The following is a 26,559-nucleotide window of genomic DNA, read 5'->3' as shown; positions in this document are numbered from 1 at the left end:
AACCCTCGGGCTGCCTATGTATAAAGTCAAAAAGATAAATTAGTTAGGGCGGCCCATGACACCACGGATTGTATTTAACACATCGGCAGGCAGTACCACGGTCTTGGCATTTGGCGATTTGGCCATATCCTGCATGGCTTTAATATACTGTTCACCGAGTAAATAGGCGACCGGAATTTCATTATCACCAATGGCGGAAGTCACCATGTCAATTGCACGTTGTGAAGATTCAGCCAGTACCACTTGTGCTTCGGCATCACGGCGTGAGGCTTCCAGACGGCCGTCCGCTTCCAGAATCGCCGCCTGTTTTTCACCGTCAGCTTTGGTGACGGTTGCACGACGCTGACGTTCAGCAGCAGCCTGTTCTTCCATCGCGGTTTGCATGGTGATAGAAGGTTTAATATCCTGAATTTCCACAGTCTTTAGGGTAATTCCCCAGTCCGAGATATCATCGGAAATACTGGATTTCAAGCGTGCCTTGATATGGTCACGTGAAGATAGCGCATCATCCAGATCCATTTCACCGACAATTGAACGTAGTGAGGTTTGAACCAGGTTCTGAATCGCCCATGAATAGTTTTCAATCCCGTACACGGCTTTTTCTGGTGTGGTCAGGTTGATATAGGCCACGGCATTCATCAACAGGACCGCGTTATCACGGGTAATCACTTCCTGTGAGGGAATATCCAGAACGATATCTTTGGTTGTGACTTTATAAGCGACTTCATCGACATAAGGAATCACAAAATTCAGGCCCGGATTTAGCGTGGTGTGGTATTTACCCAGCCGCTGTACAATCCATTTGTAGCCTTGCGGCACAATCCGCACACCTTTAAAAATGGTAATCGCAACAAAGGCCAGAAACGCGATAACAATGATAGAACCACCAGACATAGCTTATTCACCTTATTGATTTTGATAATTCGTGCTGTGGGGTTGTACGACCAGATCATTACCCAGAATATCCACGACGCGAACGCGATCTCCGACTTGAACTGGGTCCAGAGTTCGGCATTCCCATTCATCCGAACCTAAAACTGGCATCGGAAAGCGCACCCGGATTTGCCCATGATCCAGATTAGTCTGAATCACCATGCCCACCTGACCAATGGTCGCTTCACGCGATAGACCGGCTTTGGTCTTGTCAATCGAAAGTGGCTTGATAAACTTAAACCAGAGCAGCGTACACAGAACAGAAAGTACGATCCAGGTCAGGAGCTGGGTCGTCAGTCCCATCATCGGGAACATCCAGTACAGGACGCCAACCATGATGGCACCGATCCCGAACCAGAGGGCAGCAAATGCGGGCAGTAGTAATTCCGACAGAATCAGAAGAATGCCTAATACAAACCAGTGCCAAGGTTCAAGAACTAATTCCATATCGTGACCTATATCGCTAAGTATTTAATTAATCATCATCTTTATATGATTGATCTTCAATGTAGCAGATGCGGCTGCAGATGAATATAAAAACTTCATGGATCAAAATTTTGCCTGACGTGGCGGTTTAAATGCCGCTGGCGACTGCTTAAAGTTGCTAATGGCTTTTTCAATAGTACGGATTTTCAGCTGAGCGGCCTTTTCACCTTCCAGAATGGTGGCATTGCTGGCTTTCAGGTCCAAAGTACCGATATGACCGACTTTGGGCTGAATCACCACAGTGGCCTGACTCAACTCTTCATTAATGCTTTGCTGTCCCATAATATTTAGGGTCTGATCCAGTACGCCCCACATATTCAAGGCTTTATTACCATCCGGACGGGCAGAAATATCCACGGCAATGACAATGTCTGCTCCCATATCTTTGGCGGTCTTGACCGGAATTGGGCTAATCAGACCGCCATCGACATATTTGATGCCGCCAATCACGGCAGGCACAAATACATTCGGAATACTACAGGAAGCACGAACCGCCTGTCCGGCATTGCCTTTAATAAAGTCAGCTTTACGCCCATTGTCCAGGCGAGTGGCAACTGCAGCAAAACGAATTGGGAATTGTTCAATCGGTTTGTTCGCCACATTTTTATTGACGAAATTCTGCAATTTTTGTCCGGCAATAATCCCTTGTCGGTTCAAGGTTAAATCGCGGATATCGGATTCTTTAAAATTCAGGGCAATCTGCTGTAACTGATAAGGGGATTTGCCGCTGGCATACAGGCTGCCGACAAAACTGCCGGCACTGGTGCCGGTGACAATCTTCGGTTTGATGCCGTGTGATTCGAGCACTTTAATGACGCCAATATGGGCAAAACCTTTGGCACCGCCACCACCGAGGGCAATGGCGACGACAGGTTCACGGGCTTTTAATGGCGTGGCAGGCGTAGGTGTTTTAGTAGCTTTGTCACAGGCTGCAAGACTGAAACCAAGGCAGCCAATTAAGGCATAACGGGCTAATTTCATTATAAAAACTGGTGATTAAATCAACAAAATTCAGGCTATCACATCAAAAAAAGCCGTATTTGCCTAGTCTTTTTTCAAAAGCTTTTGTAACGGCTTGGCCACCCAGTCTGGATTTTTGGCCGAGAATTTACCTTGATAATGCTGATAAATCTGTTCCAGGTCGTATTCATAATCACCGGTCAGATGGTACACGCCCAGGATATGAATAGTCTTGATATCATAATCAAAGGAAAACATCACAATCGGCAAATGGGCTGCCTTGGCAATATGATAAAAACCGCTGCGAATTTTATCCGGTGCCTTACGTGAACCTTCCGGTGCCATACCGACCCAGATCTGCTGCGATTTTTCAATGATGTCTACAATCTGTCGGGTATGTCCTTGTGGACTATCTCGGACGACAGGAACCACACCAATCCATTCCAGCACCGGTTTTAGCGGTGTACGAAACAGGCTGTCTTTACCAAAAATCGTAATCTGAATACCGAGACCAAGCAGGGCATTGAAACCTAGCCAGGCATCAATATTGGAGGTATGGGGAGAGATAATCGCCACAGCTTTGGGCAAATCGGGGAATTCTCCTTCCAGACGCCAGCCCTGAGCCAAGAAAAGCTGCCTGAAAAAAGTTCGGCTCAGTTTGCTGCCGCGGGCTGGCACATGCGGCGGGAGTTGGGGGAAACGTATTTGGGCCATTGCTTTTGTCTCGTCCTGAAACTAATTTTTCTTTATTTTTTATTATATTAGACTGTTGTAAAATCTGGATCATTGGCAAAATGTATAGCATCTTAAATGCTGGTGATGCCTTTTCACCTTAAGGACTTGGCCTAAATATGCGGAATGTCTATATTTTACTGTTTTCGCTGTATTGGGCACAGGGGCTTCCGGTCGGATTTATGACGCATGCCTTGCCGGTCATTCTGCGGGCTGAAGGGGTATCGCTGGCGCATATCGGGGGCTTTGGCCTGTTAATGCTGCCTTGGTCGATTAAAATATTCTGGGCACCTTGGGTCGATCGACATGGATCAATCGCCAAAGGTCATTACCGTAGCTGGATTATTCCCCTGCAATGGCTGTCAGTTGCTGTATTGATTGGGCTCTCATTTCTACCGATTCAGGCCTTGAATCAGCCGCTGTATTTACTGCTGTTTTTTATCACGCTGTTGCTGATGAATGGCATTGGCGCGACACAGGATATTGCGACCGATGCACTGGCGGTCAATATTCTGAATCATGAGCAACAGCATTGGGGTAATACCTTTCAGGTCATCGGTTCACGACTGGGATTTATTGTCGGAGGTGGGGCCATATTATGGTTGCTAGATCTACTGCAATGGCAAGCCACCTTTTTATTATTGGCGGCTCTGGTCTTTCTTAATACTTTACCCATTTTATTATTTAAAGAACCGGATCATCTAAAAACCACCACGCAAACTTCTGAACAACCAGCACTCAGTAATATTAAAACCTATTTTCAATACTTCTGGTCGGATTCAACCTTGGCTGTCTGGTTACTGGTTTTATTGACCTTTAAAATCGCCGATGGTTTATCCGGGCCTTTATTAAAACCTTTAATGGTAGATCTCGGACTGAGCTTTAGCCAGATTGGCCTTTATGTCACCATGCTGGGAGCATTGGCTGCCTTGATTGGGGCAGGACTGGCTGGTTGGTGTCTGAAATACTGGTCGCGCAGCCGGAGTTTACTGATTTTTTCTGTTCTGAAAATCATGACTTTAATGGCTTATGCATGGCTGGCTGCCCAGTATGAAACCCAAAAAAAAGTAGAAAACTGGATGATATATCTGATTAATGCAGCCGAAGACATGATCTCAGCCATGCTTTTGGTGGTCATGTTGACCTTGGTCATGCAATACAGTCGCAAGCATCTGGCTGGTACTGATTTCACCTTTCAGGTGGCACTGATGGCTACGGTGAGTGGGGGACTTTATAGTCTGAGTGGTATTTTGGGAGATGCTTTAGGCTATCAAAATTATCTGAACCTCATCGTGATCGTGGCAATTATCTGTTTAATTCCAATTTTCCGATGGATGAAAGTTGCAGAAAAAGTATAAAATTTCTAAATAATCAACTGTTTGGTTAAATGTTAGCCTAAAGTACTAAATAGAATATATAAATATTAATTTAATAATTTTGTAATATAAGCGCCGTGTGTATTATTTGTTACAAAATAAATTAAGGATATTTTTGATGAAAACTAAGTTAGCAACAGCAATTGCATTCAGCCTTTTGGCGGGGACAACTTTTGCAGCACCAACTTTTTATGGTGAGATTGATGCCACAGTTGATTACTTACCGGAAGACAATGCTTCACCTGTGTCTGATCGTGACGTTATTGAACTGAATACTAATAATTCATTCTTGGGTTTAAAAGGTGAGGAGAAACTTACTGACCGTTTAAGTGGGCTTTATCAAGCTGAATTTACCTTCTATGTAGACAATGGTGGAAGCAATGATACATTCGTACCGCGTAATCTTTTAGTCGGTCTTAAAGATGAAAAGTTAGGTACAGTAAAACTAGGTAAAATCGATACGCCTGTAAAACAGCTTTCTTCAGTAGTTGATACTTTCAATAACTATGTTGCAAATAAAGCGGATATGGCAGGTATATTTACCGGTGAAAACCGTATCGATAATGTTGTCGTCTATGAAGCTCCTGGCTTTGCAGTCGGTGAAGGTAAACTAAAAGCAACTGCACTATTAGCTACAGGTGAGGCCGGTGGTATTAGCTCTTCTAAAGGCGGTGCTAAAGTTGCAGGCCGTGGCTTAGGTGATGCATGGTCAGCATCTTTAGTATATGACAGCAAAGCTGTTGTTTTAGGTCTTGGTTATGATAAAGCGATTCCATCCAACTTTGCTGGTGTAGGTATCTTAAACACACAAAATGGTGAAATTGGTGCAGCAAAAGCTTTGTTAGCTGCTGCTGATACAATTCGTGCGATTGGCCGAGTAAATGTAAATGATAACTTAGCCATTAAGGCGTTATTCCAAACATCTGATCTTGCAGAGGTTGAAGGTAATTCAAATGCAACTTCAGTGGCAAGTAGTGGTATTGCTGTAAATGGTAATGATATTGATGATGCACAAGGCTGGCTAATTGGAGCAGAATATAAATTACCAAATGCTGATAAATGGACAGTAAAAGGCCAATATAGTCAAAACTCTACAAGCTTTACAAAAGCTAATGTTGCAGATTTTGAAGCCCAACAAATTCTTGTGGGTGCAGACTATGCATTCTCTAAACAAGTAAAAGCATACGGTTACACGGGTCTTTTAACACTTGAACAAGGTTCAGCTGAAACTAAACAACCAGTAGTTGGTACAGGTGTTGAATACAAATTCTAATTTAGACTTTGTAATCTAAGAAAAGGCGGTGCTTTGGCATCGCTTTTTTTATGCTCAAAACAACAAAACTTAGCAATTTTATGTCTGATCTAATAAGTTTCGGGCTGTTAACATGATTGAAAGTTTCAGCATTTCGTTTTGAAAATTATGCCTATTCAAGCCGTTTTATTTGACCTCGACAATACCTTGACCCATCGTGATCTGACGACACAAGCCTATAGCCGTTATCTGGCAGAATATTATGCGCCAGCATTGAAACAGGTCGAGTCTGGCAAAATTATCGAGATTGTAAGACGCATCGATAATGGCGGTTATCCTAAAAAGGAATTGCTGACGCATGGCAGTATTGGAGCTTCGGCTGCCTATGCGTTGTTACAAGAACTACACTGGTTAAATCCCCCGAGTATAGATGAACTGGCCCAGTTCTGGTTTAGCCAGTTTGGCCGTTGCGCCGTAGAAATGCCGGCAGCAGAGCAAGTATTAACACAGCTAAAAAATGAAGGTTATCAGCTAGCCATTGTTTCCAATGGCGGACATGACACCCGTTTAAATACGATTCGGGGTTTGGGTATTGAAACTTATTTTGATGAGATCATCAGTTCCGGGCTGGTGGGTTTTAACAAACCACAGCCGGAAATATTCCAGATCACTGCAGAGCGTCTAGGCGTGCAGCCTGCACAGTGCATGTATATTGGCGACCATCCAATTAATGATGTACAAGGAGCTACAGAGGCCGGAATGTATGCATTATGGATGCAAGGTTTCCATCCGGATGCCGAACATATTCAGCATAGAATTCAGCATCTGCCGGAAATTTTTGCCCATTTGCAGTTATTAAATCAGACTTAAGTTATTCTTAAACAGTCAATCGTTTCGGCCCATTGTGAAGAATCACAGCGCGGACATTGCTGGTCGGCATGTGAAAGGGTTTGTACCTGTCCACAGTAAATGCAGGCATATAATTGCCCGGCCTTGACCTGTTGGACTATAGAACAGGTTTTAGGAAAAAGTGGCAGCCCAGGCCGAACCTCATCCGATTTGAAAAACAGGATACTGAACTTACCGTCAGTTTCCAGTAAACCGGTGCGTACCTGACCGAGATGTTCTACGCCTTGCTGGCGCATTTCGGCAAAGAATTCATCATGGGACATTTTACCTTTTTTAATCTCTTCAACGACCAGCACGCCATCTTCTACGATATAAATCGGTTTACCTTCCAATAGGTCTTCAAACCATTGATATTTCATCATGAGCCAGGTGGTCAGGCGATACATGATAATAATCACCGACATCACCAGGACTGCCTGAATCAGAGGAATATCTTCGGTAAACATCGGGTCGCCGGCAATCGAACCCAAGCTCAAAATGATAGCGACTTCGAAGATGGAAAGCTGACGTACCCCGCGTTTTCCGGTCAGGCGCAGAAACAGGATAATCATCGTATACATCAGGGCACAACGCAGCAAAATTTCTGCAGTAAACTCCCAGGTGGTGTCATGTATAAATATCGTGGCCCAGTCCATTTAAATTCTTTATCCTCATTTTGCTCTTTGGCTCGAGTCTAGCAATATCAGTATTTTATTTGCTGCTGTGTTTATGTAAGTTTATGAATCAAGACAGATTCTATTTAAAAAAGAAGCTTGAGCTTAAAAATCTAGCTATTCAATTTATTCAAAATAAGATAGAGATTTCATGTAAATAATGCATAAAAAATCAGCAGATTAAATTTGAAGAAGATCACATTCTCTGCTGTCTATTTTTAAATCTATAAAAGTATTATCCATTTGAAATCTATCAATATATATTCTGAATAATGTGTTTTGAAGAACTAGGAGTGTTTAGAAATTTGTAAGCAAATCACTTCATCTCTATAAAAATCTGTAGTTTGTGGCCTGAAAAATAGAGTGATTACACCAGGTTAATAAACTGTTTTTAAATTAAAAATTGTGATTTTGACTTCCAACAAGGGATGTATTGTGAAAAGAATATTCACGCTTTTAACGGTTATGGGTTTAAGTACAGCGGTATGGGCAGATGCGGATTGGGATTATACTCAGCCTGAGCAATGGTCGACTTTGAGCCAGAAATATTCGGCCTGTAATGGTCTGAACCAGTCACCGATCAATATTGAACGAACAGTTAAGGCAGAACTGGAACCGCTCAAGTTTAGCTATAACACCATGATTCATGCGATCGAAAATAAAGGTCATACTGTTCAGGTGGATTTTGCGCAAGGTGGCGAATTGCAGCTGGATGGCGATACCTTTGTACTGAAGCAGTTTCATTTGCATAGTCCGAGCGAAAACCTGATCAAGGGTAAAAGCTATCCACTGGAAATCCATTTTGTCCATGCCAATGCCAAAGGTGAGCTGGCTGTCGTGGGGATGATGTTTGAGCAAGGTGCAGAAAGTCAGATGCTCAAACATATGTGGAACCGTTTGCCAAAAAAGCAGGGCGAGAAAGTAGTTTTAAAGACCCCACAACCTGTGAATCAGATGTTGCCTAAGAATCTGGATTATTATCGTTTTAGCGGCTCGCTGACCACACCGCCGTGTTCGGAAGGGGTGCGCTGGCTGATTCTGAAAGATATTCAACAGGCTTCTGCCAAGCAGATTTCGGAATTTGCAAAACTGATGGGACATCCAAATAACCGTCCGGTACAGTCCTTGAATGGCCGTGTAGTGCTAGAATAATCAATATGAGAGCGAAAAAGCAGACTTTGGTCTGCTTTTTTTAATTCTGATACAAATTTCGAAAGGGCACACTGAAAAGGACTTTGTGACGAAAGCTGAAAGATTTAATATGGATATTATTTCTTCTTTGACCTTCTCCTGCCATGCTCTTTGACTTGAAAACCATGATTCAGCCATTCACAGCGCTTTCGCCACAGCAGAAGAAGCTGGATCATCTGATTGATAAAATCGAGCAACAGAAGCAGGAATTACACCAATGGCAACAGGCTGAAGAAGAGCTGCAGCAATATACCCATAAAACCTTCATGCCGGTCTACCATGAATTGCATGGCGTACTGTTCAAGCAGCTGGAACAGCTCTGGAAACATCTGCAGGAAACCACATTTTCCAAGGCAGAACTGGTGGTACTGGATGAAAAGATTCAGTACCTTGCAAATTATCTAAAAGACTCTCAGGCCATGTCGGTGCAAGAAGCCCATAAAGTGAATGAAATCTTCACTTACTATCAGCAACGTGCCGAACATGCCCAATTCAGAAAAAGTCAAAAGAAAGTAAATGAACTGGAAACATTCTTTAAGAGTGAGAATCCCTCAGATCTTGCAGATGCAGAAGTATTTGAAGAATGGGAATCAGATCATTTTCAGCAGGCACGTGAGCAAGCCAGATTAAAACGCCAGCAGGAAAAACAGGAGCAGGCAGCAGCGATGGCAGAGCAGTCATTGAAAACCGTATATTTAAAAATTGCTGCCATCATTCATCCTGACCGTGAAGTGAATGATGTTAAAAAAATCAAGAAAACTGAATTATTGCAACGTGCTAATGAGGCTTATGAAGAGCAGGACCTGTTTACGTTACTGAGAATGCAACTGCAGATCGAGCAAGATCAGGAAGTTTCACAAAAAGGTTTAAGTGCGGAGCAACTCAGGTTTTATCAACTGGCTTTGGATGCACAGAGCCAGAAATTACAAGAGCAGATTGATACCTTGATCCATAGATTGGTCTGGTCATCGAAAACCAGAATTGCCGTGAAAAAGGCGAAAGGGAAAGTTCAAATTGCTGACCTGTATAAGCAGATTGATGAAGATACTTCAGCCATTAAACAGCAGATTAAAGTCGAAAAAGAACGCTTGATGTATATCAAAAAGGTGAGCGGCTTGGAGATGTTTTTAAGGCATGGGATTTAATGAAGTAAAAAGTTTTTTACTCTCTAAACCAACGGTCTTAGGTATTCGTTATGTTAAAATAATGAGTTGAATAGCATTTGTATTGAAACAAAGTAATGAGCATTTTAGATTTAAGCTTATATCAAGAAACTGGAAATTTATCCCCACAACAAAAGAAGTTTAATCGTCTGATTTTAAAAATTGAGAAACTTCAAGCATCTTTGTTAGAGTGGCAACAAGCACAACAAAAAGTACAGCAGGATGCAAGTGCAGAACTATTGCCATTATATAGCAAATGGCATCAAGTTTTATTTAGTCAATTAGAAGTACTTTGGCAATATAAACAATCGCATAAATTTGCTAAAACCCATTTACAGCGTTTAGATGAAAAAATTTCGATTTTAGCGAGTCTGCTCTTAGATAATCCTAATCTGTCTGAACAGCAACATGAATTGGCGATAGTCATTGCTAAATATTATAACCTTTTAGAAGAGAGCTCTAATTTTCAGACGGTTACATCGCAAGCAGAGAATTATTCTCATCCAGAGCATGATGCTGATGAAATGATGCAGAAACAAGTGATGAAGGGAATTCTTGCAGATCAATTAGGTGTGTCTGAAGACTGGATTGACTTTGATTTTGATCTCGAAAATCTTGAAGAATTTATGCAAAAAGTAAAAGCCAAATTTGATCGAGAAGAAGCCGATTTTATTCAAAATCAACTGAATGATCGTGAGCGTGAAGAATATCAAAAGTTTGCCGAAAAAGAGAAAAAGAAAATTTTAAAGAAGCAAATGCAACTTGAAGATGCAAAAAAAATGGCAGGGCAGTCATTAAAAAGTATCTATTTAAAAATTGCCTCAGTGATCCATCCTGACCGTGAGCGAGATGAGCAAAAACGCATTGAAAAAACTGAATTATTACAGCAAGCCAATACGGCGCTAGAGGAAAAAGATTTACTAGCTCTATTAAAGTTACGTGCTTATACAGAGCAAGGTGATCAAAAACAAGCAGTTAAAATCGCAAATGAACATTTAAAATCTTATAATCTATTGTTAGAAGAGCAAATTGAGCAATTGCAGTTTGAGGTAGATAATATTATTTACTCATTTGATTGGGAGAGTTCAGGTTTCTATAAACAGACCTTTAAACCTGTGGATTTGGCTAAAAAATACCAACGTGATTTGAACGAAATTCAAAAAAAAATATTACGAGATGAACAGTGTTTAAATGATTATAAGGATTTTGATTATTTTAAAATTTTACTTAAAAATAGGGCATTTAGCTGGTCATTTGACTCATTCTAAACTTAATTTTTTTAACCAAAGCATCATAAAGCTATGATGCTCTTTTAAAATAACAATGAAAATAGATCCTCAATTATTAGAATTCGCCAAATCCATGCGCCACACCGCCACCGATGCAGAACATCTGATATGGCAACTGCTACGTGCCAAGCGTTTTATGAGTCTTAAATTCCGTCGTCAGCATGTGATTAAATCCTATATCGTAGATTTTTACTGTCATGAAATTGGTTTAGTGATTGAGTTGGATGGTAGTCAGCATGGAACTGATTATTAGATCTCTTGCGAAAGTAAAAAATTGTTTATACTAGCCCCATGAAATATGAAAATTTAACTCGATTTAATGATGGGGAATTTAAACGACTCGTTGGAGTTCCTCGTCCATTATTCTTAAAAATGGTATCGGTGTTACAACACGCTGAACTTGCCAAGAAAAAATCTGGAAGGCCGCATTCTTTGTGTTTAGAGGATCAATTATTGTTAACTCTAAACTACTTACGCTGTTATAGGACTCAAATTGAATTATCCGCTGACTATAATCTCGCTGAAAGTAATGTGAATCGTACTATTCATAAAGTTGAAAATGCTCTGATTCAATCACGGATTTTTGCATTACCCAAAAGGAATCAAAAGTTTAGTGAAGGTGATTATGTGATCGTTGATGTCACTGAGTCACAGATTGAGCGTCCCAAAAAAACAAAGAAAATTCTATAGCGGTAAAAAGAAGAAACATACGCTAAAAACACAGGTCATTTTTAACCCAAGACTAAAGCAAATTGTAAGTATACAGGTCGAAAGTGGCAGAAAACATGATCTGACGATTGCGCGTAAGTATTTTAAGGAGATGATCATTTATCCTTGTATTATGGCAGATTTAGCCTATAAAGGATTTCATCAGATTAAGAGTAAGTTACTCATTCCAATCAAGAAACCTAAGAATTTATCATTACCCAAAATAGCAAAACAGATCAACCAAGAAATCAGTCGGCGTAGGATCACAATTGAACATATCAACGGCAAACTTAAATATTTTCGGATATTAACAGAACGGTATAGAAATAGACGGAAACGATTTGGTCTAAGAATGAATTTAATTGTTGGAATGGTGAATTGGATGCTCTTGAATTAACTTTCGCAAGAGATCTATTTTCAAACAGAAAAAAATTATGGGTTCATGTATGAAATTGATTTATACCTTAAGTGTATTGGGTTACAGTATCGACTATAGTTTTTAATAATTATACTGGGAAAAATATGTCTATAAAAATCTTACTAGTAAAATACGAGTTAATTGAGTCTGATAAATTAATTGAAGATGATGTTGTAATAATAGAATCAGCTTTTATAACAAGCGAAATTTTAGAAAAAATCAGTACATTTATAACTAAAAGAAAAGTGTATGAGATGCTAGATGAAGATCCCAATAATGAGTCTTTTGAAATAGAGTGTTTTGATGACAAGTATATAACTGATATTTTATTTAAATTAGAAATGGAATTTATTGATTTATTGAAAAATAAAAGTAGTGTTGAAAATCAGGATGATTTATTGATTGATCAAAATTTACGAGATGCTATTTTTGAGTTTAGGACTATTACAAATCTTATTTATTTATTTAGATTAAAAAGTGATAAATATCAAAATGATAATTCAACCTTGGTTAAGGTGGGGTAATAGATATGGGAGAAAACAAAGGTAAAAAGGGAGAGATGGCATTAGTTATTACTCTTGCAACAGTTGTCAGTCATGAAGAAGATAAAGGTCATCGTTGTGATATAACACGCCACACTAATACTAACACGGCTGATAGTGGTGCTGATGTGGTTTTGGAGAGCCCTAAGACAGTAGTTGATAATTTATTTGAAATTGCTAAGGGTTCTGGCAGTAGTAATAATGTAACTCATAATCAATTAGCAGTTAAAGAAGATAAGATAATTAAAACAAGGTTTGATAATAAAAATACAGAATCTAAATTAGGTGTGGATACTGTTCGTGAATTCGTAGCTGATGTTCGCAAAAATCCTGACTGTACAGGACATGTACTTACAGGTGGTTCCGGTTTAACTGCGGGTGCAAAGAAAGAAATAAAGGCTGCTCAGGAAGCTTATGGTGATAAAAAACTAATTGGTCATATAAATAATGAAGGTATAAAGAATATTAATGCAAATTATTTGAGCAATAATTCTCAAGTTCCTCAGATTCAAGAAGTTCCTATTAATCCAGATAATAAAGATAAAGAATAATTTCAAAGTATAAAGGGCTGAATAATCAGCCCTTTATACACAAATTAGATCAAACTAACAACACATTAAAGCGCTGCAATCTGCTCCATATTCGCTTTAATCTTCGCTAACTGATCAGCAAACTCAGCAAGTTTTACTTTCTCGCCTTCAACCACAGCAGCAGGTGCTTTCGCGACAAAACCTTCATTGCCAAGTTTAGTGGCAATTTGGTCATGTTGCTTTTGAATCTTGTCTAAGTCTTTTTGTAGGCGACCCAATTCCGCTTTCGGGTCAATTAAGCCCTTCATTGGAACGTATACAGATACGTGACCAACAACAGATGAAGAAGATAATGGTGGTTGCTCGCCATCAGCCAAGAAGGTAATGCTTTCAACTTTCGCCAATGCTTTGAACAACGGTTCAATACGTGCAATCTGCGCTTTTTCAGCATCAGTCGTATTTTGCAGCAGAACAGGCAACAAGCGTGCATTACCTAAGCCCATTTCACCACGGATGTTACGTACTGCACCAATCAAACCTTGCAGCCATTGCATATCTGCTTCAGCCTGGTCATTAATCAATGCTCGCTCAGCAACCGGGTACGGCGCCAACATAATGGTTTCGCCAGTAATACCGAGTTTAGGCGCAAGTGTTTGCCAGATTTCTTCAGTCAGATAAGGCATCAACGGATGAGCCAAACGTAAAGACGCTTCCATCACCGAAAGAAGAACACGACGTACTTCAGCTTTACGCTCTTTCGATACATTTTCATCATTCAGAACCGGTTTGGTTAACTCAACATACCAGTCACAGTATTCATTCCAGATGAACTCGTAAATCGCTTGCGCAGCCAGATCTAAACGGTAGGTTGCAAATGCTGTTTGCACCGCTTGTTCCGCTTTTTGCAGACGGCTTACGATCCATTGTTCAGGCAATTCCCATAGGTCTTGACGTGCTTCTGAACCAATCGTTTGACCTTCGACATTCATCATCACGAAACGCGTTGCGTTCCAGATCTTGTTGGCAAAGTTACGGTAACCTTCAACACGTTTCATGTCGAACTTGATGTCACGACCAGTGTTTGCAAGCGCACAGAAGGTGAAACGAACTGCATCGGTACCGTAAGACTGAATCCCTTCAGGGAATTCTTTACGGGTCGATTTTTCAATCTTCGCTGCCTGTTTCGGGTTCATCAAACCTGTGGTACGTTTTTGTACTAAAGTTTCAAGATCAACACCGTCAATCAGGTCTAATGGGTCAAGGACGTTACCCTTAGATTTAGACATCTTCTGACCTTCGCCATCACGAACCAAACCGTGAACGTACACAGTTTTAAACGGTACTTGTGGCGTACCATCTTCATTCTTCATGAAGTGCATGGTCAGCATGATCATGCGGGCAACCCAGAAGAAGATGATGTCAAAACCTGTCACCAATACATCTGTTGGGTGGAAGGTATTCAAGAAGTAGTTTGCTTTGTCTTTTGCTTCGTCGCCAGTCCAGCCTAAAGTTGAGAATGTCCAGAGACCTGAAGAGAACCATGTATCGAGTACATCTTCGTCTTGGTTCAACTCAACGTCGGCAGGGATGTTGTTTTTCGCGCGAACTTCAGCTTCGTCACGACCAACGTAAACATTACCTTCCGCATCGTACCAAGCAGGGATACGGTGACCCCACCACAATTGACGCGAGATACACCAGTCTTGAATGTTGTTCATCCATGCCATGTACATGTTGCTGTACTGTTCAGGTACGAACTTGATGTCGCCATCTTTCACTGCTTTAATTGCAGGTTCAGCAAGTGGTGCAATCTTCACATACCATTGATCCGTCAATAGAGGTTCAACAATCACGCCTGAACGGTCACCGCGAGGTGGTTTCAAGGTGTATGGTTGGATCTGATCTAACCAGCCTTCAGCTTCCGCTTGTTCAACGATCTTTTTACGTGCTTCAAAACGCTCTAAACCAACATATTCGCTAGGTGCAGGAATAGTTTTAGAAATTTGCTCGCCCGCTTTCGCGATGTATTCAAACTCAGCCAACACTTCAGCATTTTTGTTGAAGATGTTGATGATTGGCAATTCGCAACGTTTACCTACTTCATAGTCATTGAAGTCATGCGCAGGGGTGATTTTCACACAGCCTGTACCGAATTCTTTATCGACATATTCGTCTTTAACGATTGGAACCGCACGACCAGTGATTGGCAGGATGATGTTTTTGCCAACAAGCGCAGCATAACGTTCATCATCCAGTGCAACCGCAACCGCGGTATCACCTAACAATGTTTCAGGACGCGTCGTTGCAACTACGATGTGATCTTTACCATCGTGCGTGCGTAGTGATTTATCTTCAAAGAAGTATTTAAAGTGCCACAATGAACCTGCTTCTTCTTTATCAGACTCAACTTCTAAGTCAGACAGCGCAGTTTGTAATTTTGGATCCCAGTTCACCAAACGTTTGCCGCGGTAGATCAGACCTTCTTCGTGCAGTTTTACAAACACTTCTTTTACCGCGTTTGATAAACCATCATCCATGGTGAAGCGTTCACGTGACCAGTCAACCGAAGAACCTAGGCGACGAATTTGACGGGTAATGTTACCGCCAGACTGTTCTTTCCATTCCCATACTTTTTCGATGAACTTTTCACGACCCAGGTCATGACGGCTAATGCCTTGTGCACCCAACTGACGCTCTACAACCATTTGTGTTGCAATACCGGCGTGGTCAGTACCCGGTTGCCATAAAGTATTTTTACCTGACATACGGTTAAAACGGGTTAAGGCATCCATGATGGCATTGTTAAAACCATGACCCATATGCAGGCTACCCGTGACGTTTGGTGGCGGAATCATGATACAGAAAGATTCGCCTTTTTCAGACGGCTTAAAGTAACCACGCTCTTCCCAAGTTTGGTACCATTTTTTCTCGATCTCGGTCGGATCGTAGGTTGTCGCGATATTTTGCGCTGAGTCAGTCATAGTCTAAACAGATCAAAAGTGAATGAAAAATTGCATCTATTGTAGCAAAAAAAATAGTGCGTGCGGCAGCTTAACCAAATGCAAACTTTAGCCAATTGGCATGTATAGCAACTCATCGTATGATAGAACGATAAAAAAACGCGACTCATCGCAGCATATCAAAAAGGATAATAAGATGAGCTATAGCATTTCCCTGAAGCTTCAACCCGAAACCCATCAGCGCTTTAAAGATCTTCATTCCAGATTAAATGCCGGTGAGCGAGACAGTCTTGCCAGACCCTTAGGTGAAAATCTGGCCGATATGGCCTGTGAAATTATTGACCAGATTTTTGGTCAGGTGGTGCAGCTGGCCAATTCACCGGACAGTGATTCCGAAAAAGTGATTCAGCAGATTATGCATAACACCCGTAAATATATGCCGTGGTCGGTTTCGTTGTTTGGCAATGAGCGGCTGATGCCTATGGTGAACTATTTGCATCGCATGACCTATGAGTATCAAGGTGATGCTTTTGTCCGTTATCCGGTAGAAAAATTGCTGGTGATGGAACTGCTCGGCTGTATTGACCAGATGAAAAATGGTAATCACCAATATGTATCACCCGCTTTAAAAGCCTTTACTCAGGTGGTCGATCAAGGGGTGACGCATTTAATCCGTGAACCGAAAAAAATGTTGAAATTTAATGTCGTGGTCGATAAAACCTTGAATGGGGTGATTCATTTAACCACCCAGTTAGGCTATAAACGTTTTGACAAGCTCGGTAGCATCTATGATGCCGATACCATGAGTTATTATTTTGAGCATTTGCTGGTATTTCTGGAAGATGAAATGCCGCACCATATTCATTAAAACAAGGGAAAGAGGATTTCATGGCGAAAGTTGAAGACTTAAATGGAAAAGTGGTCTGGATTACCGGCGCATCTTCAGGGATTGGCAAGGCGATTGCCCAGCAATGTGCTGAACTCGGAGCCCAGGTGGTACTGACTGCACGCCGGCATGCAGAACTGGAAAATGTTCGCCAAAGTCTCACCAATGCAGATCAGCATATTTCAGTCATTGCCGATATCACAGATGAAAGTCAGGTTCGTCATGCTTATGAACAGGTTTTGCAACAAAAAGGCCGGATCGATTGGCTGATTAATAATGCTGGGCTGAGTCAACGTGCTTTGATTCAGGACACCACCATGCAGACTGAACGTGCCATTATGGAAGTGGATTATTTCTCGCAGGTGTTTCTCACCAAAATGGTATTACCGACCTTTCTGGCACAAAAAACAGGTCGTATCGTGTTTATTTCCAGTGTGGCAGGTTTGCTCGGTACCCAGTATCGCGCATCCTATTCCGCAGCCAAAGCAGCGATTCATATGTGGGCCAACAGCTTGCGTGCTGAAGTGGCTGATCAGGGCGTGCAGGTCTCGGTGATTTTCCCTGGCTTTGTTCAAACCAATGTGTCGTTTAATGCTTTAAATGGGGAAGGCAAACCGCAAGCCAAGCAGGATGAAGCGATTGAAAATGGGTTGTCGGCAGAGGATTTTTCCCGTCAAAGCGTACAAGCCTTGCAGTGTGGCGAAGAATATATTGTGATTGGCGGCAAGAAAGAAAAACTCGGTGTGCTGGTTTCGCGTATTTCACCCAAGGTGTTATACAAAATGATTCGCAAAACCAAGGTCAAATAATTTAAAGCCTGATCAAATTCAGGCAATTTTCTCTTGCGCGAAATGAACCTGATTGCGGCCCATCTGTTTGGCCTGATACATGGCATGATCGGCCGCTAACATGGCTTCTTTAATTTGAGTAGGATGGTTAAAGAAGCTGACCCCGATACTGATAGTCAGGTAAATATGCTGCTGTTCATGATGTAATGGAGTTTCTTCAAGCTGCAACCGGATCCGTTCAGCAATTTTAAAGGCGGCATCCTTTTGAATATTATGCAAGACGAGCAGAAATTCTTCACCGCCAATCCGTGAAACCTGATCTTTACTGCGAATGTTAGCTTTAAATATCTGACTGATATGTTGTAAAACCAGATCACCGACCTGATGTCCATAACGATCATTAACTGCTTTGAAATGATCTAAATCTGCCATCAAAACTGCATGCTGTAAGGCAGGATTAGGATCTATTTTTTGAATATAGGCTTCAAAGCCACGGCGGTTTAATAATCCGGTCAGCGGGTCGTGATGGCGCTCCCGTTGCAACTTTCGCACCAGATCCAAAATTGCACAGCCAATGAATAAACCTAAAAAGATCAGATCAATCAGCAGCAGGAGCAGCTGCGTAAATGCCCATGCCGGTTCGTAATGGGCGACAAATCCCTGATCCTCAAGTAAAACAGAGAATAGCAAGGCACGACCCATAATGATGAACGCGGTCGCGAGGGTAAAAATTTTCAGGTAACTGTCGATACGTAAGCGTGTACTCGTCCGAATAAAGGCAATCGGGCGGTGCAAATAAATTGCCGCAGTAATGCTACCAATAATCAGCAAACGGGCAGTCTGGTCAGCAGTCACTTGGGTAAAGTAGTAAATGCCAAACGCACCCAAGGCAATCAGGTAAATATAGTTTGGCCATACATAGTCGATTTTTAAACGCTCATAAATGGCTTTGCTGTGAAAGGTACAGGACAAGAAGTAAAGAGCAGCAATGAAACTGGAGATTTCAACTAAAACTGCTGCAGATAAAACGGTATTGAGTAATATCGTTACACCAATCAGAATCAGTGCATAAGCATAAGATCTTAAATAATTAGGTAAGCCTTTATAATAGGAAATACTCAGCGTGATGATCCCCAGGCTCGACATGATGCTGGGCACGAGTAGACTGTAAAAATTCAAATCCAGGATCAGCGTGTTAGATTATAATGTGAGCAGGTGGGTGAATAATATCATTTATTACGATGAAAAATATAAATAAAATGGATAATCAAACTAATCGAAATGACCTGTTGAACCGCTCGATATTTTATAAAAACTCAAAAAAATAATATCAAAATGCCCCTTACTCCTGATGATCATTGAGCTGAAAAGGCATTTGTTTTAGTCCAAATCGATGGACGTATTTATAAAATGCTACCAATTTGGACTTGTAGTTTTATCCTGAAAATTTAAGGTGGAAACAGGATGAAAATATAAAGGATCTATCTGAATGAAAACCCCGGTGCCCGATTATCTCCAGCATGTATTAACGGTCTGTCATGATAATGATCAGGGCGCTTTGGCTGATTATATCCCTGAACTGGCAGCGGTAGATCCAAACAAGTTCGCTTTGGCGCTGACCACGGTGGATGGCACGATTTATTCCACGGGAGATGATGAAACCGAATTTACCATGCAGTCGATGTCCAAGCCTTTTGCCTATGCCTTGGCATTGCAGCATTTGGGAATTCCAGCAGTACTGGAAAAGGTCGGCGTTGAACCTTCAGGAGAGGCTTTTAATCAGATTTCGCTAGATAAAGAAACCAATCTTCCTAAAAATCCAATGATTAACTCGGGTGCGATCACTACGCATTCTTTGATTCCGGTACAAAAAGGCATTTCACGTGCGGAATGCTTACGCCGTTTTTTAAGTGAGCTGGCAGGACGTCAACTGGAATTCGACAAGCAGGTGTATAAGTCGGAAGTCAAAACTGCATTCCGGAACCTGTCGATTGGCTATATGCTACGTACCGTAGGTGTGCTGGATTCGGATCCGGTAGAAATCGTCAATGGATATATCAAGCAATGTGCGATTAAAGTGACGGTCAAAGATCTGGCAAATATCTGTAGTGTGCTCGCCAATGGTGGTGTTCAGGCCAAAACTGGCAAACAGTTGTTAGAGCGTGATGTAGTGCGCCAAGTGCTCAGCGTGATGATGACCTGTGGCATGTATGATGCGGCGGGTGACTGGCTGACTACGGTGGGCATTCCTGCTAAAAGTGGTGTATCGGGCGGAATTATCGGGGTATTGCCTGGGCAGGTGGGAATTGTGGTTTTTTCTCCTAAAATTGATGAGCATGGGCATAGTGTACGTGGGGTAGATATTTTTGAGCGTTTGTCACGTGACATGGGCTTGCATCTGATGGAAGGGACGCCATCGGCACAGACTATTTTGCAAAGTCGTTATACAGCAGGGAAGAACAATGACATTGTCGTGTATGAGCTGCGCGGCGTGTTGCAATTTACCGAATCGGAAATGTTGCTGCGGATTTTGCAGGATGAGCCAGACGCTAAAACACGTATAGTCATAGACCTGACCAATTTGACTCTGATTCATGATGTGGGTGCACGCATGTTATTTGAAGGGGTCAAACGTTTACAAGCAGCTGGACACAAAGTGGTGGTCATTGATTCAGAAGGCGTATTGAGTGAGGAACAGGTGAAAGGCAATAAGCGGGTAGTGGTGACAGAAGAGTTAGAGCGCTATTTGGAGAAGTTTAGTTAGACCATGTTCATGAGGATGAGCAATGTCTTTCCTTACTTGTGCTTTAAAACTTGCTCAGTAAAGGAAATGAAATATAAAAAAGCCCCGAACAGTATCGAGGCTCTTTTCAAATCTTGCAAAGCTTATTTAATATGCTGGGCAATGTCCGTAAAGATCACGCCTAAGCCGTGTGCGCCTGCATCCGGATAGCCTAGGCTACGATCACCCACCGTACCGGCACGGCCCATACGCGCTACGATCTCTTTGGTAGATTCTGCACCTTTTACCGCAGCCTCTGCACCCAAGACAAAGTTTTCTTTAAACGTCTTGTCGGTATTGGTTGACCAAGAGTCTGCGCAAGGTACAAGTGCATCAATCAGGGTTTTATCACCGACCACAGCACCACGACCAAATGAACGCTCACCAGTCACTTGAATACCTTTGACCGCAGCTTGCAGCATCTCGGCAAAATCTGCCACGCTTAGAGTTTGTTTACCTTGAATGGCTTTGCTAGCCGCACGGAATGCTGAACCCCAAATTGGCCCTGACGCACCGCCACAATGTTCCATAATAATGATGGAACTATTCAGCAAGAATTCATCCATCTGTTGTGCTTGAATCAGGCTTTGCCATTCACGTTTCAGTTGTTTAAAGCCTTTGGCAACACTCATACCAAAATCGCCATCGCCTGCATGGGCATCCAGCTCGCAGAATGACACTTCGTTTTTGATAATACAGGCAGCCATCACATCGACCACATAACGCATATTTTCTATCGTGAACTGTTCATTTTGAATTTCAGCATGTTCAGGCTGAGTTTCGATTTCCGTATTTATGACATCTTCTGCTGCGGCATTTTTTGTTGAGAAAATTAAAGGCTGTGCTGCTGAGCCATCCATTTTAAGAGCAGGCGTGTTGGCTTCTGCATCTAAGTAGCCTTTTAGCTCATCATCGACTGCCAAAAGAGACACTGATGCACCATTCATGTCGATACTGGTCATGTAGTTGCCGACAAAAGTGCGATAAATTTTGATGCCTTTGCGCGCCAGATGTTCGCAAACATCATTGTTAAACACATACAGTTCTTGCATTGGCGTTGAACCAAAGCCGTTGACTAGAACAGCAACTTCAGTCAGATCAGGACGGTCCAGAAACAGGTCATCGATAATACGTTGTGCCAGCTCTTTGGATGGCAGGATTTTTTCACGACGGATACCCGGTTCGCCGTGGATGCCGACGCCGTATTCCATTTCATCATTCGCCAAGGTGAAGGTGGGTGTGCCTTTGGCAGGAACGGTACATGAGGTATAGGCGAAACCAAGACTAATCACGTTATCTGCTGCTTTTTGAGCCACGGCTTTGACTTCCGCAAGCTCTAAACCTTTTGATACTGCTGCACCTGCAATTTTATGTACAAATACAGTACCCGCCACGCCACGACGACCAACCGTATAGAGGCTATCTTTAACGGCAATATCATCCGCCACTTTGACATAATCGACTTTAATGCCATCTTCTGCTGCCAAAGCTGCACCATTCTGGAAATTCATCATATCGCCAGAATAGTTTTTGATGATCATCAGTACACCTTTGTCTGTCGCGACATGTTGCAGGGCTTTGTAGACCTGAATTTGAGAAGGTGATGCAAATACATCACCACACACGGCCGCGTCTAACATGCCAGTACCCACAAAGCCTGCATGTGCAGGTTCGTGACCACTGCCACCGCCACTGATCAGTGCCACGTTGTTGTGTTTCTCTTTACGTGAAATGATTTTATGGGATTCGGTAAATTGTAGTTCAGGATGGGCAAGGACAAAGCCTTTGCACATTTCGACAACCAAGTTTTCAGGGTTGTTGATGAGTTTTTTCATGGAGGAAGGCCTTCACGTATTCTGGGAGATGTGTAAAGTTTTATTATTATGGAAATGTTTGAAATTTGCAGACTGAAAAGTGTAAAAACAGATGATTTTGGGGTGAGCGGTTAGAAAAGGGGCAGTTTCAGATTTTTTATTGGTTGTTAAATTTTACCTCTCCCTAACCCTCTCCTAAAAGGAGAGGGAATGTCTATTCATAAATTTATGTCAGCATTTAAATAGTAATGAATGCTCCCTCTCCCATTGGGCATAGGTATCTACACAATTCCTGAACTTTGCGTTAAATTGAAGAGCATGCTCTTCAATTTAACATCTCTGGCCTGGATCAGCGTCTTGTCAAGCGCTATAACAGCCTTGTAAAGCTCAATATGAACCCTCTTGCTTCACTTGCTCCGGCAATCAAAGACCTGGCTTCTGCCCAAAAGTCGAGTTTCGCAACCACACAAGCGGTCTGGCGATTCCTGAATAATGACAAAATCTCTTTTAGTCAGTTAAACCAGCCAATTGAACATCTTGCATGTGAACAGATCAAGGCATCACCGCATCAATATGCATTGATTGTTCATGACTGGTCTCAGCTACAGTATGTGAAACACCATCATAAAATTCAGCGCCTGCAAAGAACCCATCAATATGATTCAGGCTATGAATTGCAAAGCAGTCTGCTGGTTGATGCAGCCTCGGGACTACCTATTGCGCCACTGGCGCAGACACTATCAGATGCCTCAGGCTGCTATTCCACATTCAGTCAACACTCTGCTGGGCGCAAATCTCATCTAGATTCACTTACCGAACAAATCAAAGTGATTGAACAATATCCCATTGAGAAAACATGTGTTCATATCATTGATCGTGAAGGTGACTCCATTGCCCACCTAAGGGAAATGAGCAGCCAGGGTTTTAAATGGCTGATTCGGGCGAAAGAAGGCCATCGAATTGAGCATCAGGGCAAAACATGCAAAGTTGCAGAAGCCGCAGAACGAGTAGAAACGCAGCAGGTCCAGCCGATTGCCTATAAAGGAAACCGGCATATGTTGCATGTGGGAGAAACTGCTATCCGGATAACACGTGCAGCAAAACCGAAGAGAAATGACGATTCAGGCCAACGGGTTGCTCCCCAGCCAGGGAGTGCGATTGAAGCCAGATTAATTGTTGCCGTAGTGAAAGATGATCAGGATAAGACCGTCGCAAGATGGTCACTAATCAGCAATGTTCCATCAGAGATTACTACGGTAGAGATGACGACCTGGTATTACTGGCGCTGGACAATTGAATGCTATTTCAAGCTGCTCAAGCAGGCAGGTCATGATATTGAAGCATGGCTTCAGACCAGACCTGAAGCCATTTTAAGGCGGTTACTGATTAGCTGTATGGCTTGTGTTTTAACTTGGCGAATCCAGCGTTCTGAAGATGAACACCATCAGAAAATTCGTGTATTTCTCACCCGTCTTTCAGGTCGGCAGCAGAAAAGAGGTAGGTTGGAAAGTGCACCTGCCTTATTGGCAGGGCTTTCGATTTTACTGAACACTCTTCAACTGCTCTCGGAATATTCAATAGATGAACTCAATGAGATAGCCACAATGGCATTAGGTATCTCATAGATGTGTAGATACCTATGCCCATTGGGAGAGGGTCGGGGTGAGGGATTTTGTAAAGTAAATATGAGGTTTGCAGTTCTATCGGCAAAAGCCAATTTTAAATTACATCGTGAATTTTTACTGTCCTGCTGTGAATTTGGTGATTGAGTGCGATGGCAGTCAACACTTTACAAATGAAGGCTTAGAAGCGGATCGGGTCCGAGATGAAGCCTTGGCTCAACTCGGATTGAAAGTGCTTAGGTTTGATAACGGGCAGGTGATCGAACAGTTGGATAATGTGGTAGAAGTGATTTATCAATTTATTCAACAAGAATCTCCCTAAATCCCTCTTTGAGAAAGAGGGACTTCATGCGAATTTTATGATGGTTTTGGATTCGTGCTGTTCCTCCCTTTTCAAAAGGGAGGTTAGGAGGGATTATATTTGCCCTTCATACGGCTTTGTTGCATAAAGGTTTGAAAGGCTGAGTTCCCTTAAGCTACTCAAATTTAAGAGACAACTTGGGTATGAGGGCGACCTAATTCTGTGAATTTATTCAAGACTGCCATGCGTGCATGGATCTCATTCACCTGACTTGGAAAACTCCGCGCTGTTAATTTATCGCCTAATAATTTGATGCAATGCATCTTGGTTTCAACCAAACTTCGACGGTGATAACCAGACCACTTTTTCCAAAGCGATCTGCCTAGCCGTTTGACTGTCTTTAATAATTCGTTCCGCTCTATAGACCTCGCTTGCTGATCCTTCCAAGGCTTTGCATTCTTTCTAGGTGGAATGATCGCATGTGCATCTCGATCTAAAATGACTTGTCGGCAGTGCTTTGTGTCATAAGCACCATCTGTATAAACAGAATCAATTGGTTCATCCAAGGGAATTTGAGCAAGTAAATCTTCGAGTACTTGAGAATCACTGACATTATTTGTGGTGAGTTGTACTGCACGTATTTGCAGGGTTTTAGCATCTATAGCAATGTGAAGCTTACGCCATTGGCGACGATATTCAGCCCCATGTTTCTTGCGTTTCCATTCACCTTCACCAAGAAACTTCAAACCAGTAGAGTCTACGAGTAGATGCAGTCCATCACTACTTTTTTGATAGCTAATCGCAATATCAATATGCTTTTGTCTACGACAAAGGGTGGAATAATCCGGAGCTGTCCAATCTAATCCAGAGAGTTTAATCAGACTTTGAACAAAACCTGTGACCATACGTAAAGAGAGTCGGAATAGTAATTTGATCATTAAGCAGCATTGAATCGCTGTATCGGAGTAGGTTTGATTTCGACCTTGCTTGCCTTGTGATTGTGCATACCACTGAGTCTTTGGATCAAACCAAATGGAAATATTACCTCGGTTAATTAAGGCTCGGTTATAGGATGACCAATTGGTTGTACGGTAGATTTTAGAGGCAGGCTTATTCATTTTGAAATTATATTGCTGAATAAGCTTTTGATGCTAGGTTTGTGCAACAAAGCCCCTTCATACATTTTTTTAGCTTCAATTACTTTGTCTAATTTTCTATGAATTAAAGATACTGTTGATAATATATCTAAGGCATCTTGTTCATCTATACTCCATGTAATTTTGGGAGCATGGGCTGTAGTATTTCTAAATGTTCCAAATATGCCTTTGAGTAAATGCATAAAACCATTCTGTTTACTCTGATAGCTCGGTGTGGTTAAATTATTTAAGGCTAAATAAGGCACTTTATTTTTATACGAAAAAGCTTGATCAACTAATTCAGCTCCATCAGAAGTTAGATTCGTTTTAAGTCTGATTTTCTCAGCAATACTTTTAGTAGCTTCAAATACTGCATGAAAATAGTTATCTAAAAGTAATTCTGCTTTGCAGAAAGTAAGTACATCAGGATGAATTTTTCTATCTAATAATGATTTTCTTAAATTTTTTGCTCGTGCTTCAGCCTCACTGAAAGTTTGAACTTTTTCAGCGTACTTGATTTCTCCACTTTCTGTTAATTCAAAACCTTCGAAAGATAAAGCAAAATTTAAATCATTTCTTATGTATTCAAACCACTCCTTCCTATTTATGTGTCTCGATGGGCGCATAACGTGCTTTATAAAAGCTAAAATATGATTTGAGCAACGGTCATTGTGTTGTTTGCTATTTAAAGCTTCGTATAGACGTTTCCATTTGGTGATATTCGGTTGAAGGTCAGGGATATGACATTCTGCTAGATATTTGCCTATCTCAGTTCCAGAAAGTCCATCATTCGTTTCACCGAGAATTTTACATATTGACTCTAAACTTCCTGAATCTAGAATTTTTATGATAGCCATTATTTAATGTTCAATTTTTAGTATTTATTCATTTTAAGTAATTGTTTTATTTATATCAATTAATCCCTCCCAATCTCCCTTTAAAAAGGGAGGAGTTGTCACGTAAATAATTTGATACGTGGAAGTCCCTCTTTAACCTAGCGACATATATGGCTCAGGATTTAGGGGGATTAAAAGATTAAAAACAAAAATCCCCTCGATTGAGGGGGATTTTTTATTCGATACGAATGGATTCTTCCCCCTTTATCAAAGGTGAGAAGCATCGCTTCGC

The 26,559-nt window shown here is 41.7% G+C and carries 23 protein-coding genes and 2 pseudogenes; 15 read left to right on the top strand and 10 right to left on the bottom strand.

Going from position 1 to position 26,559, the window contains the following annotated elements; all coding sequences use genetic code 11:
• Window positions 1–39: 39 nt before the first annotated feature.
• The 4 genes from F890_RS12320 to F890_RS12305 form a co-directional block, all read right to left on the bottom strand.
• Window positions 40–894 (bottom strand): SPFH domain-containing protein, encoded by an 855-nt coding sequence (locus F890_RS12320; RefSeq protein ID WP_004279377.1) that lies wholly within the window; start codon window positions 892–894, stop codon window positions 40–42.
• 12 nt (window positions 895–906) lie between these two features.
• A complete protein-coding gene (locus F890_RS12315; RefSeq protein ID WP_005104688.1) occupies window positions 907–1,380 on the bottom strand; it encodes an NfeD family protein in 474 nt (157 codons plus the stop codon).
• Between the two features lie 102 nt (window positions 1,381–1,482).
• A complete protein-coding gene (locus F890_RS12310) occupies window positions 1,483–2,400 on the bottom strand; it encodes a patatin-like phospholipase family protein (protein ID WP_005267139.1) in 918 nt (305 codons plus the stop codon).
• Window positions 2,401–2,463: 63 nt separating this feature from the next.
• The gene (locus F890_RS12305) at window positions 2,464–3,093 is read right to left on the bottom strand and encodes a 1-acyl-sn-glycerol-3-phosphate acyltransferase (RefSeq protein WP_005267136.1); all 630 of its coding nucleotides are present in this window, start codon (window positions 3,091–3,093) and stop codon (window positions 2,464–2,466) included.
• Between the two features lie 137 nt (window positions 3,094–3,230).
• Between F890_RS12305 and F890_RS12300 the strand changes: the two genes are divergently transcribed.
• The 3 genes from F890_RS12300 (at window position 3,231) to F890_RS12290 (ending at window position 6,609) form a co-directional block, all read left to right on the top strand.
• Window positions 3,231–4,469: an MFS transporter gene (locus tag F890_RS12300; protein ID WP_005267135.1), complete on the top strand. Its 1,239-nt coding sequence runs from the start codon at window positions 3,231–3,233 to the stop codon at window positions 4,467–4,469.
• A 136-nt stretch (window positions 4,470–4,605) separates the two neighbouring features.
• Entirely contained in the window at window positions 4,606–5,760 is a 1,155-nt protein-coding gene (locus F890_RS12295; RefSeq protein WP_005267134.1) for a porin, read from the top strand.
• A gap of 147 nt (window positions 5,761–5,907) precedes the next feature.
• Entirely contained in the window at window positions 5,908–6,609 is a 702-nt protein-coding gene (locus F890_RS12290; RefSeq protein ID WP_005267133.1) for an HAD family hydrolase, read from the top strand.
• On the opposite strand, the gene F890_RS12285 is transcribed toward F890_RS12290, so the two are convergent.
• Window positions 6,606–7,283, bottom strand: a complete 678-nt coding sequence (locus tag F890_RS12285; RefSeq protein WP_004646239.1) for a DUF421 domain-containing protein — start codon at window positions 7,281–7,283, stop codon at window positions 6,606–6,608. The genes F890_RS12290 and F890_RS12285 overlap by 4 nt on opposite strands.
• 483 nt (window positions 7,284–7,766) lie before the next feature.
• On the opposite strand from F890_RS12285, the gene F890_RS12280 reads away from it, so the two are divergent.
• The 7 genes and pseudogenes from F890_RS12280 to F890_RS12245 all read left to right on the top strand — a co-directional run bounded on the left by F890_RS12280 (window position 7,767) and on the right by F890_RS12245 (window position 13,163).
• Complete coding sequence (locus tag F890_RS12280) at window positions 7,767–8,453, top strand: carbonic anhydrase (protein WP_005267132.1); 687 nt, start codon at window positions 7,767–7,769, stop codon at window positions 8,451–8,453.
• A 143-nt stretch (window positions 8,454–8,596) separates the two neighbouring features.
• Entirely contained in the window at window positions 8,597–9,637 is a 1,041-nt protein-coding gene (locus F890_RS12275) for a coiled-coil domain-containing protein (RefSeq protein WP_005267131.1), read from the top strand.
• Window positions 9,638–9,732: 95 nt separating this feature from the next.
• Window positions 9,733–10,923 (top strand): hypothetical protein, encoded by a 1,191-nt coding sequence (locus F890_RS12270; protein WP_004279387.1) that lies wholly within the window; start codon window positions 9,733–9,735, stop codon window positions 10,921–10,923.
• 55 nt (window positions 10,924–10,978) lie between these two features.
• A pseudogene (locus tag F890_RS12265) lies at window positions 10,979–11,191 on the top strand (endonuclease domain-containing protein); the annotation flags it as partial.
• Window positions 11,192–11,235: 44 nt separating this feature from the next.
• A protein-coding gene (locus F890_RS18250) for an IS5 family transposase (protein ID WP_004729218.1) occupies window positions 11,236–12,049 on the top strand; the annotation gives its coding sequence in 2 pieces (ribosomal slippage) (window positions 11,236–11,622 and window positions 11,624–12,049; 813 coding nt in all).
• A 125-nt stretch (window positions 12,050–12,174) separates the two neighbouring features.
• Entirely contained in the window at window positions 12,175–12,594 is a 420-nt protein-coding gene (locus F890_RS12250) for a hypothetical protein (protein ID WP_005267128.1), read from the top strand.
• A gap of 5 nt (window positions 12,595–12,599) precedes the next feature.
• The gene (locus F890_RS12245; RefSeq protein WP_005267122.1) at window positions 12,600–13,163 is read left to right on the top strand and encodes a hypothetical protein; all 564 of its coding nucleotides are present in this window, start codon (window positions 12,600–12,602) and stop codon (window positions 13,161–13,163) included.
• Between the two features lie 65 nt (window positions 13,164–13,228).
• On the opposite strand, the gene F890_RS12240 is transcribed toward F890_RS12245, so the two are convergent.
• The gene (locus F890_RS12240) at window positions 13,229–16,123 is read right to left on the bottom strand and encodes a valine--tRNA ligase (RefSeq protein WP_005267120.1); all 2,895 of its coding nucleotides are present in this window, start codon (window positions 16,121–16,123) and stop codon (window positions 13,229–13,231) included.
• 175 nt (window positions 16,124–16,298) lie between these two features.
• On the opposite strand from F890_RS12240, the gene F890_RS12235 reads away from it, so the two are divergent.
• Both F890_RS12235 and F890_RS12230 read left to right on the top strand, forming a co-directional pair.
• Window positions 16,299–16,970, top strand: a complete 672-nt coding sequence (locus F890_RS12235) for a hypothetical protein (protein ID WP_005267119.1) — start codon at window positions 16,299–16,301, stop codon at window positions 16,968–16,970.
• A gap of 20 nt (window positions 16,971–16,990) precedes the next feature.
• A complete protein-coding gene (locus tag F890_RS12230) occupies window positions 16,991–17,797 on the top strand; it encodes an SDR family oxidoreductase (RefSeq protein ID WP_005267118.1) in 807 nt (268 codons plus the stop codon).
• 18 nt (window positions 17,798–17,815) lie between these two features.
• Here the strand turns inward: F890_RS12230 and F890_RS12225 are convergent, their stop codons facing one another.
• The gene (locus tag F890_RS12225; protein WP_005267117.1) at window positions 17,816–18,922 is read right to left on the bottom strand and encodes a GGDEF domain-containing protein; all 1,107 of its coding nucleotides are present in this window, start codon (window positions 18,920–18,922) and stop codon (window positions 17,816–17,818) included.
• A gap of 343 nt (window positions 18,923–19,265) precedes the next feature.
• On the opposite strand from F890_RS12225, the gene F890_RS12220 reads away from it, so the two are divergent.
• Window positions 19,266–20,540 (top strand): glutaminase, encoded by a 1,275-nt coding sequence (locus F890_RS12220; RefSeq protein ID WP_005267116.1) that lies wholly within the window; start codon window positions 19,266–19,268, stop codon window positions 20,538–20,540.
• Between the two features lie 122 nt (window positions 20,541–20,662).
• Here the strand turns inward: F890_RS12220 and dhaK are convergent, their stop codons facing one another.
• Entirely contained in the window at window positions 20,663–22,393 is a 1,731-nt protein-coding gene (gene dhaK / locus F890_RS18245) for a dihydroxyacetone kinase subunit DhaK (protein ID WP_005267115.1), read from the bottom strand.
• Window positions 22,394–22,764: 371 nt separating this feature from the next.
• Here dhaK and F890_RS12210 point away from each other — a divergent pair, with 371 nt between their 5' ends.
• Complete coding sequence (locus tag F890_RS12210) at window positions 22,765–23,997, top strand: transposase (RefSeq protein WP_004730312.1); 1,233 nt, start codon at window positions 22,765–22,767, stop codon at window positions 23,995–23,997.
• Window positions 23,998–24,061: 64 nt separating this feature from the next.
• Window positions 24,062–24,316, top strand: a pseudogene (locus F890_RS12205) (endonuclease domain-containing protein); the annotation flags it as partial.
• Between the two features lie 164 nt (window positions 24,317–24,480).
• On the opposite strand, the gene F890_RS12200 reads toward F890_RS12205, so the two are convergent.
• Window positions 24,481–25,413, bottom strand: a complete 933-nt coding sequence (locus F890_RS12200) for an IS5 family transposase (protein WP_005103080.1) — start codon at window positions 25,411–25,413, stop codon at window positions 24,481–24,483.
• Window positions 25,410–26,288 carry a TIGR02391 family protein gene (locus F890_RS12195; RefSeq protein ID WP_005267113.1) on the bottom strand — a complete coding sequence of 293 codons (879 nt, stop codon included), beginning with the start codon at window positions 26,286–26,288 and terminating at the stop codon, window positions 25,410–25,412. The genes F890_RS12200 and F890_RS12195 overlap by 4 nt, the downstream gene beginning before the upstream one ends.
• Between the last annotated feature and the right edge of the window lie 271 nt (window positions 26,289–26,559).

Source organism: Acinetobacter sp. CIP 64.7 (assembly GCF_000369745.1).
GTDB lineage: Bacteria > Pseudomonadota > Gammaproteobacteria > Pseudomonadales > Moraxellaceae > Acinetobacter > Acinetobacter fasciculus.
Note: the sequence above shows the minus strand (reverse complement) of the source record. Positions and strands in the feature narration are given on the sequence as shown.

Excerpts from the sequence above, each read along its gene's own strand:
- F890_RS12240 (WP_005267120.1), bottom strand. The coding sequence starts at position 16,123 with ATGACTGACTCAGCGCAAAATATCGCGACAACCTACGATCCGACCGAG.
- F890_RS12195 (WP_005267113.1), bottom strand. The coding sequence starts at position 26,288 with ATGGCTATCATAAAAATTCTAGATTCAGGAAGTTTAGAGTCAATATGT.
- F890_RS12315 (WP_005104688.1), bottom strand. The coding sequence starts at position 1,380 with ATGGAATTAGTTCTTGAACCTTGGCACTGGTTTGTATTAGGCATTCTT.
- F890_RS12285 (WP_004646239.1), bottom strand. The coding sequence starts at position 7,283 with ATGGACTGGGCCACGATATTTATACATGACACCACCTGGGAGTTTACT.
- F890_RS12210 (WP_004730312.1), top strand. The coding sequence starts at position 22,765 with ATGAACCCTCTTGCTTCACTTGCTCCGGCAATCAAAGACCTGGCTTCT.
- F890_RS12235 (WP_005267119.1), top strand. The coding sequence starts at position 16,299 with ATGAGCTATAGCATTTCCCTGAAGCTTCAACCCGAAACCCATCAGCGC.
- F890_RS12320 (WP_004279377.1), bottom strand. The coding sequence starts at position 894 with ATGTCTGGTGGTTCTATCATTGTTATCGCGTTTCTGGCCTTTGTTGCG.
- F890_RS12270 (WP_004279387.1), top strand. The coding sequence starts at position 9,733 with ATGAGCATTTTAGATTTAAGCTTATATCAAGAAACTGGAAATTTATCC.
- F890_RS12220 (WP_005267116.1), top strand. The coding sequence starts at position 19,266 with ATGAAAACCCCGGTGCCCGATTATCTCCAGCATGTATTAACGGTCTGT.
- F890_RS12200 (WP_005103080.1), bottom strand. The coding sequence starts at position 25,413 with ATGAATAAGCCTGCCTCTAAAATCTACCGTACAACCAATTGGTCATCC.
- F890_RS12245 (WP_005267122.1), top strand. The coding sequence starts at position 12,600 with ATGGGAGAAAACAAAGGTAAAAAGGGAGAGATGGCATTAGTTATTACT.
- F890_RS12275 (WP_005267131.1), top strand. The coding sequence starts at position 8,597 with ATGCTCTTTGACTTGAAAACCATGATTCAGCCATTCACAGCGCTTTCG.
- F890_RS12295 (WP_005267134.1), top strand. The coding sequence starts at position 4,606 with ATGAAAACTAAGTTAGCAACAGCAATTGCATTCAGCCTTTTGGCGGGG.
- F890_RS12280 (WP_005267132.1), top strand. The coding sequence starts at position 7,767 with ATGGGTTTAAGTACAGCGGTATGGGCAGATGCGGATTGGGATTATACT.
- F890_RS12250 (WP_005267128.1), top strand. The coding sequence starts at position 12,175 with ATGTCTATAAAAATCTTACTAGTAAAATACGAGTTAATTGAGTCTGAT.
- F890_RS12225 (WP_005267117.1), bottom strand. The coding sequence starts at position 18,922 with ATGTCGAGCCTGGGGATCATCACGCTGAGTATTTCCTATTATAAAGGC.
- F890_RS12310 (WP_005267139.1), bottom strand. The coding sequence starts at position 2,400 with ATGAAATTAGCCCGTTATGCCTTAATTGGCTGCCTTGGTTTCAGTCTT.
- F890_RS12305 (WP_005267136.1), bottom strand. The coding sequence starts at position 3,093 with ATGGCCCAAATACGTTTCCCCCAACTCCCGCCGCATGTGCCAGCCCGC.
- F890_RS12290 (WP_005267133.1), top strand. The coding sequence starts at position 5,908 with ATGCCTATTCAAGCCGTTTTATTTGACCTCGACAATACCTTGACCCAT.
- F890_RS12300 (WP_005267135.1), top strand. The coding sequence starts at position 3,231 with ATGCGGAATGTCTATATTTTACTGTTTTCGCTGTATTGGGCACAGGGG.
- dhaK (WP_005267115.1), bottom strand. The coding sequence starts at position 22,393 with ATGAAAAAACTCATCAACAACCCTGAAAACTTGGTTGTCGAAATGTGC.
- F890_RS12230 (WP_005267118.1), top strand. The coding sequence starts at position 16,991 with ATGGCGAAAGTTGAAGACTTAAATGGAAAAGTGGTCTGGATTACCGGC.